The 16987-nt window shown below is 47.5% G+C and carries 16 protein-coding genes; 3 read left to right on the top strand and 13 right to left on the bottom strand.

Annotation, left to right across the window (positions count from 1 at the left end; genetic code table 11):
• Positions 1-23: 23 nt before the first annotated feature.
• The 8 genes from nqrM to ACMHKJ_RS05110 all read right to left on the bottom strand — a co-directional run bounded on the left by nqrM (position 24) and on the right by ACMHKJ_RS05110 (position 7215).
• Positions 24-251: a (Na+)-NQR maturation NqrM gene (nqrM, locus tag ACMHKJ_RS05145; protein ID WP_413492436.1), complete on the bottom strand. Its 228-nt coding sequence runs from the start codon at positions 249-251 to the stop codon at positions 24-26.
• Positions 252-265: 14 nt separating this feature from the next.
• Positions 266-1306, bottom strand: coding sequence for an FAD:protein FMN transferase (locus ACMHKJ_RS05140; protein WP_413492435.1), 1041 nt, complete (start codon positions 1304-1306; stop codon positions 266-268).
• Between the two features lie 73 nt (positions 1307-1379).
• Positions 1380-2606 carry an NADH:ubiquinone reductase (Na(+)-transporting) subunit F gene (gene nqrF / locus ACMHKJ_RS05135; protein WP_413492434.1) on the bottom strand — a complete coding sequence of 409 codons (1227 nt, stop codon included), beginning with the start codon at positions 2604-2606 and terminating at the stop codon, positions 1380-1382.
• A gap of 15 nt (positions 2607-2621) precedes the next feature.
• A complete protein-coding gene (gene nqrE / locus ACMHKJ_RS05130) occupies positions 2622-3218 on the bottom strand; it encodes an NADH:ubiquinone reductase (Na(+)-transporting) subunit E (protein WP_067367483.1) in 597 nt (198 codons plus the stop codon).
• Between the two features lie 3 nt (positions 3219-3221).
• The gene (locus ACMHKJ_RS05125) at positions 3222-3851 is read right to left on the bottom strand and encodes an NADH:ubiquinone reductase (Na(+)-transporting) subunit D (RefSeq protein ID WP_413492433.1); all 630 of its coding nucleotides are present in this window, start codon (positions 3849-3851) and stop codon (positions 3222-3224) included.
• Positions 3844-4638: a Na(+)-translocating NADH-quinone reductase subunit C gene (locus ACMHKJ_RS05120; protein ID WP_413492432.1), complete on the bottom strand. Its 795-nt coding sequence runs from the start codon at positions 4636-4638 to the stop codon at positions 3844-3846. The genes ACMHKJ_RS05125 and ACMHKJ_RS05120 overlap by 8 nt, the downstream gene beginning before the upstream one ends.
• Positions 4631-5869: an NADH:ubiquinone reductase (Na(+)-transporting) subunit B gene (locus ACMHKJ_RS05115; protein WP_067367492.1), complete on the bottom strand. Its 1239-nt coding sequence runs from the start codon at positions 5867-5869 to the stop codon at positions 4631-4633. Before ACMHKJ_RS05115 ends, ACMHKJ_RS05120 begins: the two co-directional genes overlap by 8 nt.
• Before the next feature lie 2 nt (positions 5870-5871).
• Complete coding sequence (locus ACMHKJ_RS05110) at positions 5872-7215, bottom strand: Na(+)-translocating NADH-quinone reductase subunit A (RefSeq protein WP_413492431.1); 1344 nt, start codon at positions 7213-7215, stop codon at positions 5872-5874.
• 433 nt (positions 7216-7648) lie between these two features.
• Between ACMHKJ_RS05110 and ACMHKJ_RS05105 the strand changes: the two genes are divergently transcribed.
• Entirely contained in the window at positions 7649-8356 is a 708-nt protein-coding gene (locus ACMHKJ_RS05105; protein WP_413492430.1) for a L,D-transpeptidase family protein, read from the top strand.
• Here the strand turns inward: ACMHKJ_RS05105 and ACMHKJ_RS05100 are convergent.
• Positions 8348-9124 (bottom strand): class II glutamine amidotransferase, encoded by a 777-nt coding sequence (locus ACMHKJ_RS05100; protein WP_413492429.1) that lies wholly within the window; start codon positions 9122-9124, stop codon positions 8348-8350. The genes ACMHKJ_RS05105 and ACMHKJ_RS05100 overlap by 9 nt on opposite strands.
• Positions 9125-9535: 411 nt before the next feature.
• Between ACMHKJ_RS05100 and ACMHKJ_RS05095 the strand changes: the two genes are divergently transcribed.
• Complete coding sequence (locus ACMHKJ_RS05095; RefSeq protein WP_413492428.1) at positions 9536-9742, top strand: hypothetical protein; 207 nt, start codon at positions 9536-9538, stop codon at positions 9740-9742.
• A 140-nt stretch (positions 9743-9882) separates the two neighbouring features.
• On the opposite strand, the gene lpcA is transcribed toward ACMHKJ_RS05095, so the two are convergent.
• Positions 9883-10461 (bottom strand): D-sedoheptulose 7-phosphate isomerase, encoded by a 579-nt coding sequence (gene lpcA, locus ACMHKJ_RS05090; RefSeq protein WP_067367512.1) that lies wholly within the window; start codon positions 10459-10461, stop codon positions 9883-9885.
• Positions 10462-10712: 251 nt separating this feature from the next.
• On the opposite strand from lpcA, the gene fadE reads away from it, so the two are divergent.
• Positions 10713-13163: an acyl-CoA dehydrogenase FadE gene (gene fadE, locus ACMHKJ_RS05085; protein ID WP_413492427.1), complete on the top strand. Its 2451-nt coding sequence runs from the start codon at positions 10713-10715 to the stop codon at positions 13161-13163.
• Between the two features lie 74 nt (positions 13164-13237).
• Here fadE and ACMHKJ_RS05080 read toward each other — a convergent pair whose 3' ends face one another.
• The 3 genes from ACMHKJ_RS05080 to lysA all read right to left on the bottom strand — a co-directional run bounded on the left by ACMHKJ_RS05080 (position 13238) and on the right by lysA (position 16967).
• Positions 13238-14335, bottom strand: coding sequence for an ABC transporter substrate-binding protein (locus ACMHKJ_RS05080; protein ID WP_413492425.1), 1098 nt, complete (start codon positions 14333-14335; stop codon positions 13238-13240).
• 35 nt (positions 14336-14370) lie between these two features.
• A complete protein-coding gene (locus tag ACMHKJ_RS05075) occupies positions 14371-15330 on the bottom strand; it encodes an oxidoreductase (protein ID WP_413492424.1) in 960 nt (319 codons plus the stop codon).
• 386 nt (positions 15331-15716) lie between these two features.
• Complete coding sequence (gene lysA, locus ACMHKJ_RS05070) at positions 15717-16967, bottom strand: diaminopimelate decarboxylase (RefSeq protein WP_413492423.1); 1251 nt, start codon at positions 16965-16967, stop codon at positions 15717-15719.
• Positions 16968-16987 lie beyond the last annotated feature (20 nt).

Genomic DNA, 16987 nt, shown 5'->3' with positions numbered 1-16987 from the left:
GACATAATATGATACCCCGGCAGTCACACAATCCGGTTTTTATTCAGTTTTTCTTCACGGGTAGCCTCACGCGCCATCCGTTTTTTACGGGCATCACAGGGTTCGGGACAATCACAGACTTTCTCGACACCAATGTTACTCAACCCGCCGCAACTGCCCTGAATACTTTTACGTTTAATGATATAGCCAAGAGACATACCCAAAAACGCAAGCAGGAACAGAATAAAGGTTGCGACAAAGACTTTGATCATATCTGCCCCTCCTCTTAATTTTTTCTGAGATACGGCTTAAATGTTTCGCTGTAGCGCTCTTCAAAACCGTTTTCCGTTTTAACAATCATAAAAACAGGAATATGTTGTTCATTTGCCACCGCCAGACCACGCTCCGGTCCCAGAACATTCAATCCGGTAGAAAAACCGTCTGCACTCATGCAGTTATCAGCAATAACTGTAATCGATACCAGATTATGATTAATCGGTCGTGCTGTTTTCGGATCGATAGTATGAGAATAGCGGATATTATTTTCTTCAAAATAATTCCGGTAATCACCCGATGTTGCTACAGAAGCATTACCCGGCTCAATAATTTCCTGTGCGGACTGGCTCAGCCCCTGTGCAGAAGGTTTCTCAATCGCAATACGCCATGGTTTGTCTTTGCCGTTAATACCCTGTGTCCGGACTTCTCCGCCCACATCCACCATATAATTGCGAATATTCTGTGATTCCAGGTACTCCGCTACCGCATCCACACCATACCCTTTTGCAATGGATGAAAGATCCACATACAGCTCAGGCACAGTTTTAACCAGGTTATTGCCCTCAACCCGTAATTTATCAATACCTGTCCACTGACGGCGGGTTTCAATATCCTCATCAGACGGTACATGTGTCAGGCGTCCTTCCGGACCAAATCCCCACAAATTGACCAGCGGTCCGACAGTGACATCCAAAGCGCCATCCGTCAGCTTATTGATACGGATTGCTTCACTGACAACTTTTGCCGTCGCGGCGGATACAGGGAACGGGGTATTAATCTCACGGCTCAGATTAAAACGACTGAGTTCAGAGTCAGGCCGGTAAGTGGACATCTGGTCATTCACTTCTTCCAGCACCACATCTATCCCTTTTTGCAGTGATTCAGCCACCGCGCTATCCGGCTCCGCCACATATTTTATCGCGTAATAAGTTCCCATCGTTTTGCCGTTCAGGGTAACTTGCTTTGTCTGCTCTTTTTCATCGCCACAGGCACTCAGAAATAATACTGCGAGTATTACTGCTGACAAGGAAGCCCATTTAATATTTACCATATACAATCCAGTCTGATTTCAGATCATATGCGCCCACATGGGTGGGCGCAGTCTATTACTGACATGGCGGAGATCAGCCGCCGAAGTCATCCAGCATGATGTTTGCGTCTTCCACACCAAGATCTTTCAGCATCTTGATGACGGCCGCATTCATCATTGGCGGTCCGCACATGTAAAACTCACAATCTTCCGGGGCCGGATGGTTTTTCAGGTAATGCTCATACAGAACATTATGAATAAACCCGGTGTATCCATCCCAGTTATCTTCCGGCAGCGCATCAGACAACGCAACATTCCAGGTGAAGTTTTCATTCTCAGCCTGAAGCTGGTCAAAATCCTCTTCATAGAACATTTCACGTTTCGACCGCGCACCATACCAGAACGAAATTTTACGTTTGGAGTGCAGACGTTTAAGCTGATCAAAGATATGAGAACGCATTGGTGCCATACCCGCACCGCCGCCGATAAAGATCATTTCCGCATCGGTTTCTTTTGCAAAAAACTCCCCGAATGGCCCGGAAATAGTTACTTTGTCACCCGCTTTCAACGACCAGATGTAAGAAGACATAATGCCCGGAGGCGCATCCGGCATACGCGGAGGTGGTGTCGCAATACGCACGTTCAGCAGAATGATACCGTGCTCTTCCGGATAGTTTGCCATCGAATAAGCACGGACAGTCTGCTCTTTCACATCAGACACATAGCGGAATAAATTGAACTGATCCCAGTCCCCGCGGTATTCATCCGGCACATCAAATTCATCATAACGAACCACATGCGGCGGGCATTCAATCTGAATAAAGCCCCCGGCGCGGAACGGAACAATTTCACCATCAGGAATTTTCAGCTTCAGCTCTTTAATGAAAGTCGCTTTGTTATCATTGGAGATAACCTCGCACTCCCATTTTTTCACCCCGAAAATTTCTTCCGGCAGTTCGATTTTCAGATCCTGTTTCACATTGACCTGGCACGCCAGGCGGCAGCCTTCACGGGCTTCACGTTTATTAATGTGAGACATTTCGGTCGGCAGAATATCACCACCGCCCTCTTTGATCGTAACGCGGCACTGACCACATGTACCGCCGCCACCACAGGCCGATGACACAAAAATGCCCTGATTCGACAGCATATTCAGTAATTTATCACCGGCAGGTGCTTCAAAGCTTTTTTCTGCATCACCGTTGATTTCAACTTTAATGTCCCCTGTGTTCACCAGCTTTGACTTTGCGAACAAAATCAACGCTGTCAGCGCCAGAACAATCAGGGTAAACATTGCTACGCCTAAAATAATGATATCCATAACTGCGTTTCACCCTTATAACTGTACGCCGGAGAAGGACATAAAGCCCAGAGCCATCAGACCGGTGGTCACAAATGTGATCCCCAGCCCTTTCAGACCGCCCGGCACATCGGAGTACTTCATCTTCTCGCGGATGGCCGCCATCAGCACAATCGCCAGCAACCAGCCGATACCGGAACCAAAGCCGTAAACAATAGATTCCGTGAAATTGTAATCGCGCTGTGCCATAAAGGAGACACCACCGAAAATGGCACAGTTCACTGTGATAAGCGGCAGGAAGATCCCCAGCGCGTTATACAGCGACGGGAAGTAGCGATCTAAAATCATCTCCAGAATTTGTACCAGTGCGGCAATCACCCCGATAAAGGTGATGAAATTCAGAAAGCTTAAATCCACACCATCCATCAGTGCGCCGTCACGTAACAACAGGTTGTACACCAGGTTATTTGCCGGAACGGAGATCCCGAGAACGACGGTAACTGCAACGCCCAGACCAAATGCTGTTTTTACATTTTTGGACACCGCAAGAAAGGTACACATCCCGAGAAAGAAGGCCAGCGCCATATTTTCAATGAACACGGCTTTCACAAAGAGACTGATATAATGTTCCATATCTTAATCCTCCTCGATTTGTGATGGTTTCAGTGTACGTAATCCCCAGATCAGTATACCGATAATGAAAAATGCACTCGGTGCCAGCAGGAATAATCCGTTAGGCTGATACCAGCCGCCGTTCTGAATTGTTTCCAGTACCGTCACGCCAAAGAGTTTACCGGACCCTACCAGCTCACGGACAAAGCCTACCATCAGCAGGATCACTCCGTAGCCCAGGCCGTTACCGATACCATCCATAAAACTTTCAATCGGCGGTGCTTTCATTGCGTACGCTTCCGCACGCCCCATCACAATACAGTTTGTGATGATCAGACCGACGAATACGGAGAGCTGTTTGGAGATCCCGTAAGCGTAGGCCCGCAGGATTTGGTCAACAAGAATAACCAGCGAGGCAATAATCGCCATCTGCACAATTATCCGCACACTGCCCGGAATAAAGTTACGGATCATAGAGATAAACATGCTGGAAAACGCAGTCACCAGCGTCACTGCAATGGTCATTACCAGTGCCGTTTCCAGTTTTGTGGTTACCGCCAGCGCCGAACAAACCCCCAGAATCTGTAAGGCTATCGGGTTATTATCAAATAACGGTCCGAGAAGAACGCGCTTAATTTCTTTACTGTCAGCCATGATTTAACGCTCCTTCGCGTACTGTTTTCAGGAACGGGCCAAAACCGTTATCACCCAGCCAGAAATCAAACATGTGCTGGATACCGTTTGAGGTCAGTGTCGCGCCGGATAAGCCATCAATCCCGTACGGGCTGTCAGTGGAGCCGCTGCGGATAATTTTAATCGCCGGTAAACCTTTCTCATTAAACAGTTTTTTACCAACCCACTGTTTACGCCACTGCGGATTATCCACCTCACCACCCAGCCCCGGGGTTTCACCGTGCTGATAGTAAGAGATCCCCTCAGAGGTAATCCCATCCACGTCAATCGCGATAAAGGCATACATCACAGACCACAGACCGGAACCATATACCGGCAGAACAATTTTACTGGTTTCGCCTTTGTCGTTCTGCACCAGATAAATCTCCGCGCTGATCGCACGGCGGCGGATTTTTGCCAAATCCTCTTCCGGTGATAATGCGATACTGGTTTCGTCGCTGCGCAACTCGTCATTAAGATCGTATTTACCACGGCTGTCAGTCATCTGACCGGTTTTTAAATCTACCAATTTAACTTTGATAAATTTTTTGTAGACAGTATCAATCTCATCTGCCGGCATTGACGGCGTAAGTAACCCGGCGACATCCAGGATATTGCGCTGTTTATCCAGCATAATTTGTGCCTGCTGCGTGGATTTCAGACCCACGGCAGAACCCGCCACGATGACTGAACACACAAGGCAAAGGACGAAGACAACGATAAACGTTCTTGCGACACTGTCCTTGTTTTTCGTTTTTTCATTAGCCACGCGCTTTTCTCCGCTTAATATTTGCCTGAACAACCAGATAATCAAATAACGGCGCGAATAAGTTAGCGAACAAAATTGCCAACATCATACCTTCCGGATAGGCCGGATTTGCCACCCTGATCAGGACACACATCACCCCGATAAGTATCCCGTAAGCCCATTTGCCTTTATCAGTAAATGAAGCCGATACCGGGTCCGTTGCCATAAAGATCATCCCGAACGCAAAGCCCCCCAGCACCAGATGCCAGTACCACGGCATCGCAAACAGCGGGTTGGTGTCCGATCCAATCAGGTTGAATATCAGCGACATCACAATCATCCCGGCCATTACACCCGCCACAATACGCAGCGAGGCAATACGGGCAAACAGAATGACGGCACCGCCGATAAGGATCATCAGCGTTGACACTTCACCAATCGAGCCGGGAATGTTACCGATGAAAGCATCCATCCACGAAATAGGTTGATTGGTCAGCGTATTAACCAGATGTGTATTACCACCGACCGCCCACTGTGACAGTGGGGTTGCACCTGAGAAACCATCCGCCGCTGTCCAGACGGTATCGCCGGAAATTTGCGCCGGATAAGCGAAGAAAAGAAAAGCACGTCCGGCAAGTGCCGGGTTCAGGAAATTGCGTCCGGTTCCCCCGAAAATTTCTTTCGCGACCACCACACCAAATGAAACCGCCAGTGCTGCCTGCCATAACGGCAGAGTCGGTGGCACAATTAATGCCAGCAGAATGGAGGTAATAAAGAAGCCTTCATTGATTTCATGGCCACGGATCAGGGCAAACAGAACCTCCCAGAAACCACCCACCGCAAAAATCACTGCATAAACCGGCAGGAAATAGACAGCACCGAACAGCATTTTGCTGCCCCAGCCCGCATCAGACGTAAAGGAGACGCCGACAAGCTCCGCCAGGCGATAATGCCAGTCTCCCGCGATCACCTGCTGAAGTTCCGCACCGCTGTACATATCCAGCAGCACCGGAATAGCCTGATTACCTACGTTGTACATTCCCCAGAACATGGCCGGGAAAACGGAGAGCCAGACCAGAATCATCAGGCGTTTAAGGTCAATGGTGTCGCGTACGTGTGAACGTCCGCGGGTCACTGTTCCCGGTGTATAGAAGATGGTCGCGGCAGCTTCATAAAGCACGTACCATCTCTGTAATTTGCCGCCCGGTTCAAAATGCGGCTCAATTTTCTCTAAAAAATTTTTCAGACCCATAATTACCCTTCCTGCTCGATCCTGGTCAGTACGTCACGCAGCACCGGGCCGTACTCATATTTACTCTGGCAGACGTAAGTACACAGCCCCAGATCTTCCTCATCCAGCTCCAGCGCACCCAGTGCCTGCGAGCTGTCAGTATCTCCCGCCAGCAGATCACGCAGGAAATGCGTCGCCATAATGTCGAGCGGCATCACACGTTCATAGCTGCCGATTGGCACCATGGAACGCTCACCGCCATGCATTGCTGTGGTGAATGAAAACAATTTCTTCTTAAAGAAATGTCCCAGGGTGGTGCGGGTAACAGTATATTTATCCGCACCCGGCATAATCCAGCCAAACAGCTCTTTTTCCCGGCCTTCCGCCAGAACAGATACCTGATTAACAAAACGACCCAGATAATGATGAGCATCATCACTGGCAACACCCCACAGGACTGAGCCTGAAATAATCCGGTTTTCACCGGCTTTCAGCTGACCATCAGTCAGTTCATTCAGGTCAGCACCGAGACGAGTTCTCAGCAGACGCGGATTTTCCACCTGCGGACCACCGAGTGCCACAATGCGATCGGTATATAAAAGCCCGGTCGTAAAAAGTTTCCCGATAGCGATAACATCCTGATAATTGAGCGACCAGACGATTTTCTTTGCACTGACCGGTTCCAGGAAATGGATATGTGTACCGGCAAGTCCCGCCGGATGCGGGCCGGTAAACTGTGTGTAACTCAGTTGGTTGTTATCCGTAACCTTGCTGAAATCAGCCCCGGCGTGACAGATATGAACTTTGCCTTCCGTCAGACGGCTGAGAACCTGTAGCCCGTCATCAAACGCGGCGTGTTCCTCACGGATAATCACCAGCGGATCAGCCGCCAGCGGGTTGGTATCCATTGCGGTTACAAAAATAGCCGCCGGAACCGAGCCAATAGCCGGACTGCGGCTGAACGGGCGGGTCCGCAGTGCCGTCCATAACCCGGAGGACACTAAATTTTTCTCTGCCTGTTCGCGGGTCAGCGCAGACAGATCACGGCGATCGTAGCGGTCAAACGTGATTTGTTCATCTCCCTGCACCTCAATGACAACAGATTGCAGTACACGACGCTCACCACGGTTAACAGCTTTTACGTATCCGCTGGCCGGGCTGGTAAAAATGACGCCGGGGTTCTTTTTGTCTTCAAAAAGTGCCTGTCCTTTTTTTACCTGCCCGCCTTCCTGAACCAGCATAGACGGACGCATCCCTACATATTCCTCACCCAGCAGTGCTACGTGGCGGATCAAAGGGCCATCTTCTATGACTTGGGCAGGTGAACCTGCTATCGGCAGGTCGAGTCCTTTTTTAATTTTAATCATAAATTTTGCACAAGTTTTCTGTTAAACCCACATCAAAGCTGCCGGAGCAGACTATGATAACTCAACAATAAAAACAGCTTGGGCCGCACTCGTCACCCCAAGTTATTTTCTCCGATAATTGTCACAATTTTGCTTAAACCAGATCCCGTTTATTTTACCACTTCACAACACCTCTGTCTGATGAAACGAGTGACCTGGCTCAAGCAAATAAGATTAATGTCGTAAATAAAACCCATGAACTCGAAAAAACCGAGGCATTTAGTCATCTTTAACGATTGATGGTTGTTTTTTAATCATCGCTTTTTTGATAACAAATGATTTTATTCCGGGAAGAACCATTCACAAATTACCGACATCATGGCAATCTATTGCTACTTTTTTCACCAACCTATCCATATCCTGAATGCAGACAATAAGACGTATCATTTTCATAATGTCCGGCCTTCTGTTTTTCGTTGGTCTGTCATCAGTAACCCGGGCTGAAACCCCGTCATTATGGCTCACACCTCAGATAAGTGATGTCCGTAATAACCCCGTATTTATACAGATATTCAAAGAAGAAAAAGAGCTGGAATTGTATCACCGCGAAAGTAACGGACGTTTCAGATTGGTCAAACGTTATCCTGTTTGTCAGTTTTCCGGTGGTCTGGGTCCGAAACAGTTAACCGGTGATTTAAAAAGTCCGGAGGGGTTTTATCGTGTAACGCCGGCACAATTAAACCCGAACAGTCGGTTTTATCGAGCTATCAACCTTGGTTTTCCCAATGAATTTGACCAGGCACATGGCTATACCGGTGATTATCTGATGATCCACGGAGATTGCAAATCGGTAGGTTGCTACGCGATGACGGATGCTTATATGGGGGAGATTTACCGCTACGTGGAGAATGCATTGCAGGGCGGTCAGACAGACCTGAATATTGCAATTTATCCGTTCCGGATGAATCAGGAGAATATGAACCGCCACCGGAATTCATCGCACATGGCATTCTGGCAGCAATTACAGCCAGCGTATCAATACTTTACCGATAACCGGGTCCCTGCGATTGTCTCTGTGATAAACGGACGCTATGTTGTGAATGCTCACCCCGCAGCACCAGCCTCAGTCACAGAGACATTACTGACCCGCAGCTCAGAGTAAGGAATCAATCCGCTCGCCGTAATGAAAAAGAACAGCTTCACCCCCGTTAATTTTCTGCCATTGTTCGTTACCGGTCAGCGGCTGTGTTGCAATAACCGACACAACATCACCCGGGTGCGTGTGCTGTGAAAAATCAATCTCCACATCACTGTCTGTCAGCCGGGCTTTTCCAAATGGCGCCCGGCGGGTGATCCAGTGCAGATTAGTCGAACAATATGCCAGAACATAGCGTCCGTCAGACAACAGCATATTAAAGACACCAAACTGACGCAGTTCATCGGCCAGTAACATAATGTCGCTAAATACCCCGCGCCAATCCTGCGGTGGCTGCGGATACTTTGCCTGCAACCTGTTGAGCAACCAGCAAAAAGCATGCTCACTATCCGTCTGCCCCACAGGGCTGTAAAACCCGGTCGGCAGATGCTCATAACCTGTTAATTGTCCGTTATGGGCATAAGTCCAGTTTCGTCCCCATAATTCGCGGGTAAACGGATGTGTGTTTTCCAGTGATACAACGCCCCGGTTTGCCTGGCGGATATGGGCAATCACCGCTTCTGATTTTATCGGATATTCCTGGACAAAGCGGGCAACGGGAGACTCGCAGCAGGCTTGCGGGTCTTTAAACGTGCGGCATCCCATTCCTTCATAGAAGGTTATTCCCCACCCGTCTTTATGAGGTCCCGTCTGACCACCGCGCGGAATAAGGCCGCTGAGGCTGAAATAGATATCCGTCGGTACATTCGCGCTCATGCCCAGTAATTCGCACATAACACCCTCCGCCCTGCATTCACTGTATATACCCTTATTTATTCAAACTGCTGGTTCGTTGGGTATAATGGCATTTTTATCATCCATCCACGAACCTATTTTTACCCGTTATCCGATAGATTAACAATCACATAAACCTCATTTGTTCAGATGATTTGGTTATATATAAATAATTTTGCGCAGCTATATTTATTTATCCCGAAACAGGGAAACTACCGGCTAAAAATAAATATATAATTTTCATTATTAAAATTTCATAACAACATTAATATCATTCCCGATAATTATTAATTTTAATAATACATTGCATTAAACATCGGGAGTTAATAATTAATTTATTTTTAAACGAATTAATTTCCGGTTATTAATATGGATATTTAATACAATCATTTAAAATAACAAGGAAATAACATGAAAGAATTAGCAAGTAATGAAATGAATGCAGTCTCCGGTGGTTGCTGTGGTTTAATTGCTGTCGGTACTGTTGCAGCCGTAGTTCTGGGTGCGCGTGTTATCAAACCTGCGCTTGAGTACGGCTCCCCGGGCGATGCTCCCGGTTCTGTTGCCGGTAAAATCACCGGTATCTTTAATGTTATCAGTGGAAAAACCACCGCATAATTGAGATTATTTATACTATATCCGGTTTTATTGTTTTAATTTAAAATCATTTCTTACAGAGATAATAAATAACTCACCCAGGAAAGATCTGAATATATTTATATACCCCGGATCTTTCCTGATTAATTACTGTCCCTTTCTTACTTAACCATCTCTTTTTCAATCAGCATAATCAGGATATGGATCACTTTAATATGGATCTCCTGAATACGATCAGCGTAACCAAAATGGGGAACGCGGATTTCAATATCTGCACTACCAGCCATCTTTCCGCCATCTTTACCGGTCAGTGTAATCACTTTCATTCCTTTGGCTCGCGCGGCATCAATCGCTCTGATGATATTGCCGGAATTGCCTGAAGTGGAAATACCGAGTAATACATCGCCTTCACGACCAACTGATTCAACAAACCGGGAAAAAACATATTCATAGCCGAAATCATTACTGACACATGATAAGTGACTAACGTCAGAAATCGCAATTGCCGGATATCCCGGGCGGTTTTCACGGTAACGCCCGGTCAGCTCTTCAGCAAAGTGCATCGCATCACAGTGTGAACCGCCATTACCACATGACATCACTTTGCCACCGGCTTTGAATGAGTCAGCCAACATGACCGCCGCCTGCTGGATAACCTCAATATTCTTCTCATCTTTCAAAAAGTTATCAAGAGTTGCAGCGGCTTCGGTCAGTTCACCGCGGATAAGTTCCTGGTACATAGAGATAGGCTCCTGAAAATTAATCGGATTTGTCTTCTTTAAGTGTAACGGATCTCCCGCGGTGAAAAAAGATGCAATCTGTGGCATCTGAGAACAACACGCATTTTGTCATTTTATTTTTGTGAGCTGAGTTGTAAATAAAATGTGAAATCATTGAAGTTTTTTCTTCATTGCGCTAAATCTGAACAGAACAGGTCAGACCTCTGATGTCGCATTGTACTGACACGGATATTCAATTACGGAGGTTAATAATGATACTACTCAGCATTATTCTATTTATCGCTGTTACCGGACTGCTCTCATTTCATCGTGTTGGTTTGATGTACAGCGCACTGACACTGACGCTGTTCAGTATCATCATGAATGTATCCGGGTTATGGCCGTTTCCTGTCACACTACTTTTGCTGCTGATCATGCTGCCGTTCGTCGTAACGACTTTCCGGCGGGCGCTGTTCAGCAGCCGGCTGATGCTATTGTTCAAAAAAGTTATGCCTGCGATGTCACAGACAGAAAAAGAAGCTATCGATGCGGGAACAACCTGGTGGGAAGGTGATCTGTTTCAGGGACAGCCGGACTGGCAGAAACTGCACAATTACCCGAAACCACAACTGACACAGGAAGAGCAGGCATTTCTGGACGGACCGGTTGAGGAAGCCTGTCGCATGGCAAATGACTTCGATATTACTCATGAGCTGGCTGATCTCCCGCCTGAGCTGTGGCAATTCCTGCGCGAACATAAATTCTTCGCCATGATTATCCGCAAAGAATACGGCGGGCTTGCCTTTTCTGCTTATGCCCAGGCAAGAGTGCTGCAAAAACTGGCAGGGGTTTCCGGTATTCTGGCTATTACTGTCGGTGTGCCTAACTCTCTCGGTCCCGGTGAATTACTTCAGCACTACGGCACTGACGAGCAGAAAAAACGCTGGCTGCCGGGTCTCGCTTCCGGTGAAGAAATCCCCTGTTTTGCACTAACCAGCCCTGAAGCCGGATCGGATGCAGGCGCTATCCCGGACAGCGGTATTGTCTGTATGGGCGAGTGGCTGGGAGACCAGGTACCGGGCATCCGTCTGAACTGGAACAAACGCTATATCACACTCGCACCTGTCGCCACTGTGCTGGGTCTCGCCTTTAAATTGTATGACCCTGATAAACTTCTCGGGGATAAAACCTCACTCGGGATCACCTGTGCACTGATCCCGGTGAATACCCCGGGAGTGGAAACCGGCACCCGGCATTTTCCGCTTAATATTCCGTTCCAGAACGGACCGACACGCGGTAAAGATGTGTTTGTCCCGCTCGATTATATTATCGGCGGACCGGCAATGGCAGGTCAGGGCTGGCGGATGCTGGTTGAGTGTCTGTCTGTCGGACGCGGTATCACCCTGCCGTCCAATGCCACCGGCGGATTAAAAAGTGCGGCAATAGCGATTGGTGCATACGCCCGTATCCGCCGTCAGTTCCGGATACCGATTGGTAAAATGGAGGGGATTGAAGAGCCTCTGGCACGCATTGCCGGTAATGCCTATCTGATGGATGCCGCCGCAACACTTATCACCACCGGCATTATGCTGGGTGAAAAACCCGCCGTACTTTCTGCTATTGTGAAGTATCACTGTACCCACAGAGGGCAGCGCGCCATTATTGACGCAATGGATATTGCCGGCGGGAAAGGTATCTGTCTCGGCCCCTCTAATTTTCTTGCCCGGTTTTACCAGGGCGCACCAATTGCTATTACTGTTGAAGGTGCCAATATTCTGACCCGCAGTATGATTATTTTTGGTCAGGGCGCTATCCGCTGCCACCCGTATGTTCTGGCAGAAATGGATGCCGCTGATAATAATCAGCTGAATAAATTCGACTGCGCCCTTTTTGCCCATATTGGTCATGTTCTGACAGCGGCAACCCGCAGCTTCTGGCTGGGACTGTCCCGGGGGCGTTTCAGTGCCTCGCCGTTTCGTGATGAAACCCGCCGCTATTATCAGCATCTTAACCGCCTCAGTGCTAACCTGGCACTGCTGTCCGATACCGCGATGGCGACACTCGGCGGCAGCCTGAAACGGCGTGAACGCATTTCGGCGCGGCTTGGCGATATCCTCAGTCAGCTTTATCTCGCCTCTGCCACCTTGAAACGCTTTGATGAAGACGGACGTCCGCAGGCCGACCTTCCGCTGGTTCACTGGGCGGTACAGGATTGCCTTTATGAAGGTGAAAAAGCGATGGATGATTTACTGGCAAATTTCCCTGACAGAAACGTCGCTGCACTGCTGCGCCTGACTGTCTTTCCGACCGGTCGCCATCACCGCGCGCCCTCCGATAAACTGGACAGTAAACTCGCCCGCCTGTTACAGGAGCCTTCCGACACACGTGACAGAATTGGTCGCGGACAATACCTGGCACCAGTAAAAAATAATCCGCACGGGCTGCTCAATGAGGCACTCAGCGATATTATTGCCGCTGAGCCGCTGGTTGGTCGTCTGAGCCGTCTGGCAGAAAAATATATTGATTTTACCCAGCTGGATAAGCTGGCTGAAAGTGCACTGGCAGAAGGGAAAGTCACTCCTGAAGAAGCGGAGATTCTGTGTAAAGCCGAAGCCAGTCGTTTACGCTCAATCAATGTCGATGAATTTGCCCCTGAGATGATTGGTTTAAAATCCCATGCAAATTCTCATCGTTACCGGAAAGGTGAAAAATCTGAAGTGTAAGTAACAGGGTCGACAATGCCGGAGCCGCCAATACGTCTCCGGCATATCAACTTTAATATTAAAACGTTATGTGGCTATTTCTTCGCATTCCTGCCAGTGGTATTCACATCAAGACTGAGAATATCGCGCATCTGTGCATCGGTCAGATTCACATCAAAAAACTGCCGGAAAAACTGACGGATCTCATCCTGAACACCGGCGTCATCCACCGGTTTACCGTCAATTCTGTCCTCTATCCATTTAATCATCAGCGGAGTTTCAATTCCCGGCGCATCCCAGCGGTAAATACCCATCGGAGCCTTATAAACCCGCTTATTTTTTACCGCAGAGAGAGAACCCGCCCCCTGCCAGCCCACGGTATTACGGTAAATATCTTCCGGAACGATGGAGTCAAACTGGCTCAGAATAATAATTTCCGGGTCCCAGTTAATCAGTTGCTCCATAGAAACAGTTGTCCAGTTAGGTTTCACCGCCAAATCGTGTGTAATATTGACGCCGCCCGCACGACTAATCATCAGGTCATTCACTGACGTTCCGCTGGCGACAACTAAATGTCGGTCCCTGACATATAACACACCGGGAATACCATTTTTCATTTCACGGGCAGTTACCGGACTGTTATTTTCAGCCTGTCGATGAACGACGTTATTTTGCTTATCAAAAAAACGGATTAATTCGGCCGCGCGTTGTTCTTTATCCAGAATTTGTCCCAGCAGCAAAATACCATTTCTGACATCATTCAGGTCGCCATATTTAATGGCAACAGCCGGAATACCGAGTTTATCCAGTTTATCTTTTTCTTCTTTCTGGTAATCCCAGATAATAACCAAATCCGGTTTTAAATTAACCAGCACTTCGCCGTTAATTGTAAAATCTTTATTCACAAAACTGCTGTTAATCTGTTCAATTCCGGGTGCCAGTGTTTTTAATATACTATTGTGATATGCCTCTTTCGCTGACGGGTGCATACCGATAATTTTGTTATCTGAACCATCTACGGTATACACCATCGACATCCACGGAATAGGCACAACGGCTATCCGCTGTATATCATCCGGAATAACAACATTATTACCGGCAAGATCAGTAATCTCTCTTGCTCCGGCTGTACCGAAAACCAGTGATAAAATAAATACGATAATACTATTTTTTATTACTGCTGCTTTCATCATCCCTTAATCCCCCTTCATCATTTTTATTCTTTATGTCAGCGAAACGCGCGGATATAAGGACGCGGGATCAGTTTTCGATCATACTTAAACAGATACTCAAGGAACCAGTTAGGGTTACGTAACAACCCGCGACCTACCGCAATTAAATCAGCATACTGATGTTCCAGTATTTCATCGGCTAATTGATGGTCATGAATACCACCAACAACAATAACCGGTTTTTTACACTGTTTTTTTATTTCCCGGGCATCATCCAGCTGATAAGCAATTCCTTTATTCGTTCCGTGCATACGGTTTCCACCGTTTGAAATATGTACAATATCGATAAGGTGATTAATATTATTTAAAATATTTTGAGTAAATAAAATACTGCTATCTTCACAATAACGCGTCCCGATCCGGATAATAATTGCTTTATCCTCCGGCCATACCGTTCTGATTGCAGTCAGTAACTCTGTCAGAAAAATTACCGGTTCTGCATATATATCTGTCCGCTGATTTGTCCGTCTGTCGATAAACTGCGAAATCAAAAATTCATGGGAAGCCATGATTTCAAGAGCATCAAACCCCGCTGTCACCGCCCGCTCCGCAGCTTGGGTGTAGCAGGAAAATAACTCAATGATATCAGCCTGTGTTAATGCGTTAATATCCTGAATAATACCGTCAGATTCCAGGCGGGATTTATTTCCTGCGTGGTTAAGCTGAATGGCGACCTTGCTGCCTTCATTTTGCAACATACTCACAATCTGCCTGAGCATAATGGCATGATCATCTTTATATAATCCCAACGCCCCGCTTCCCAGGCGCGCATCAGCGGCTACCGCGCACTCCTCCATTATAATCAGTCCTACCTGGCCTACCGCAAAAGACATATAATGTGCCAGATGAAAATAATTAGCGTAGCCGTCAGTTGCCCGTTTTATTCTGATCGGTGGATAAACCAGTTTATTTTTAAGTATTAATTTTTCTGATACAAATGGCTGCATTAAATTCATAATAAGTCCGCTTCCCGGCTCACCTATACAGCAATAAAATGATAATAATTTGTATTTTATTTATTGTACCGGCGCTGAAAATAAAAAATAAAGATAGCGGTGATAATAGAGGGAACGGAGAAATGACTCTATCTTTCTGTGTTTGTTTTACAGTGCCCGTCACACTCTGTACGGAGATATAAACCGGACGCACACTTTTAGTTAACAGCTATGATTTTATTGTTATTTTTATGTAATCCACAGGGTCTTTTTTATTATTTACGCTCTGTCAGAAATAGCCACTTATAATTATAGATAAGAATAAACTCCCCCGGAGTATATTTAAATAAAAAAATACCCGGTTAATTTACACGGGTATTTCAGAATTATATTTATAATACCTATAATTATTCGGTTAGTTCCAGCGCCATCAACTCGTCAATCGTCTGGCGGCGACGGATCAGTACCGGTTTCCCGTCAGTAAACAAAACTTCCGGTAATAACGGACGGCTGTTGTAATTTGACGACATAGAGGCGCCGTAAGCTCCCGTATCATGGAATACCAGAAAATCATCCACCTGCGCCGGTGGTAGTGCTCTGGGAACCACCATCCCGCCCTCAAGCTGAGTAAATACATCACCTGATTCACACAGCGGACCGGCAACAATGGTTTCTGTCAGTGGCTGCGTCCGTAATTCACCTTCCGCAGGCAGTACAGAAATATGATGATAACTGCCGTACATCGCAGGACGCATCAGGTCATTAAACCCGCTGTCCACCAGCACATAGTGGCGGCTTCCCATCCCTTTAACCGCCCGCACCTGTGCAAGCAAAATGCCGGATTCTGCCACCAGATAGCGCCCGGGTTCAATTTCCAGCGTAATATCCCGGCCAAGATGGCGGGCAATGCGCGAGCGGGCAGCATCCCATAATGAGAAATAATTATTGATATCAATCACTTCATCCCCATCGCGATAAGGTGTTGATAACCCTCCGCCCGCAGAAATCGCCCGGATATCCAGGTTATGAGTGATAACTAATTCAGCCATCGCATCACACACGGTTGCCAGGTGTTCATAATCCACCCCGGAGCCGATATGCATGTGAATACCCACCAGCGTCAGCTGATAACGGCTGATTTCTGCCAGCGCTTCCCCAAGATCTGCAAACCAGATCCCGTGCTTGCTGTTTTCCCCGCCTGTATTGGTTTTCTGACTGTGTCCATGACCAAAACCCGGATTGATGCGTAACCAGACCGGATGCCCGGGACTGCGTGCACCAATCTGGCGCAGCATATCCACCGAGCCGGTATTCACAGCAATTCCCAGCGCCAGCACGCGTTCAAGCGTTTCTGCTGTAATCATATCGGCGGTGAATACAATTTCATCCGGCGTGTACCCGGCCTTCAGGGCGCGTTCTATTTCCCCGGCAGAGACTGAGTCCACTTTTACACCCTGTTCACGCATCAGACGCAGGATATGAATATTTGAATTTGCTTTCTGCGCAAACCGGATGACATCAAAGCGGGTCAGCCGCGCAATGCGGTTAATAATCACCTCACTGTCATAAAGCCACAGCGGTGTGCCGTACTGTTGAGCGAGGCTGCGCAGCGTATCCGGGGTAAAAGGTGCCTGTAGTGATTTGGTTACGATTGTCATGGTGTTGTGCTCTTTGATCA

Source organism: Morganella psychrotolerans, from assembly GCF_965118875.1.
GTDB classification, from domain to species: domain Bacteria; phylum Pseudomonadota; class Gammaproteobacteria; order Enterobacterales; family Enterobacteriaceae; genus Morganella; species Morganella psychrotolerans_C.
Note: the sequence above shows the minus strand (reverse complement) of the source record. Positions and strands in the feature narration are given on the sequence as shown.

Bases quoted from the DNA above. Each gene is read 5' to 3' on its own strand.
- nqrM (WP_413492436.1), bottom strand. From the start codon at position 251: ATGATCAAAGTCTTTGTCGCAACCTTTATTCTGTTCCTGCTTGCGTTT.
- ACMHKJ_RS05140 (WP_413492435.1), bottom strand. From the start codon at position 1,306: ATGGTAAATATTAAATGGGCTTCCTTGTCAGCAGTAATACTCGCAGTA.
- nqrF (WP_413492434.1), bottom strand. From the start codon at position 2,606: ATGGATATCATTATTTTAGGCGTAGCAATGTTTACCCTGATTGTTCTG.
- nqrE (WP_067367483.1), bottom strand. From the start codon at position 3,218: ATGGAACATTATATCAGTCTCTTTGTGAAAGCCGTGTTCATTGAAAAT.
- ACMHKJ_RS05125 (WP_413492433.1), bottom strand. From the start codon at position 3,851: ATGGCTGACAGTAAAGAAATTAAGCGCGTTCTTCTCGGACCGTTATTT.
- ACMHKJ_RS05115 (WP_067367492.1), bottom strand. From the start codon at position 5,869: ATGGGTCTGAAAAATTTTTTAGAGAAAATTGAGCCGCATTTTGAACCG.
- ACMHKJ_RS05110 (WP_413492431.1), bottom strand. From the start codon at position 7,215: ATGATTAAAATTAAAAAAGGACTCGACCTGCCGATAGCAGGTTCACCT.
- ACMHKJ_RS05105 (WP_413492430.1), top strand. From the start codon at position 7,649: ATGTCCGGCCTTCTGTTTTTCGTTGGTCTGTCATCAGTAACCCGGGCT.
- ACMHKJ_RS05100 (WP_413492429.1), bottom strand. From the start codon at position 9,124: ATGTGCGAATTACTGGGCATGAGCGCGAATGTACCGACGGATATCTAT.
- ACMHKJ_RS05095 (WP_413492428.1), top strand. From the start codon at position 9,536: ATGAAAGAATTAGCAAGTAATGAAATGAATGCAGTCTCCGGTGGTTGC.
- lpcA (WP_067367512.1), bottom strand. From the start codon at position 10,461: ATGTACCAGGAACTTATCCGCGGTGAACTGACCGAAGCCGCTGCAACT.
- fadE (WP_413492427.1), top strand. From the start codon at position 10,713: ATGATACTACTCAGCATTATTCTATTTATCGCTGTTACCGGACTGCTC.
- ACMHKJ_RS05080 (WP_413492425.1), bottom strand. From the start codon at position 14,335: ATGATGAAAGCAGCAGTAATAAAAAATAGTATTATCGTATTTATTTTA.
- ACMHKJ_RS05075 (WP_413492424.1), bottom strand. From the start codon at position 15,330: ATGAATTTAATGCAGCCATTTGTATCAGAAAAATTAATACTTAAAAAT.
- lysA (WP_413492423.1), bottom strand. From the start codon at position 16,967: ATGACAATCGTAACCAAATCACTACAGGCACCTTTTACCCCGGATACG.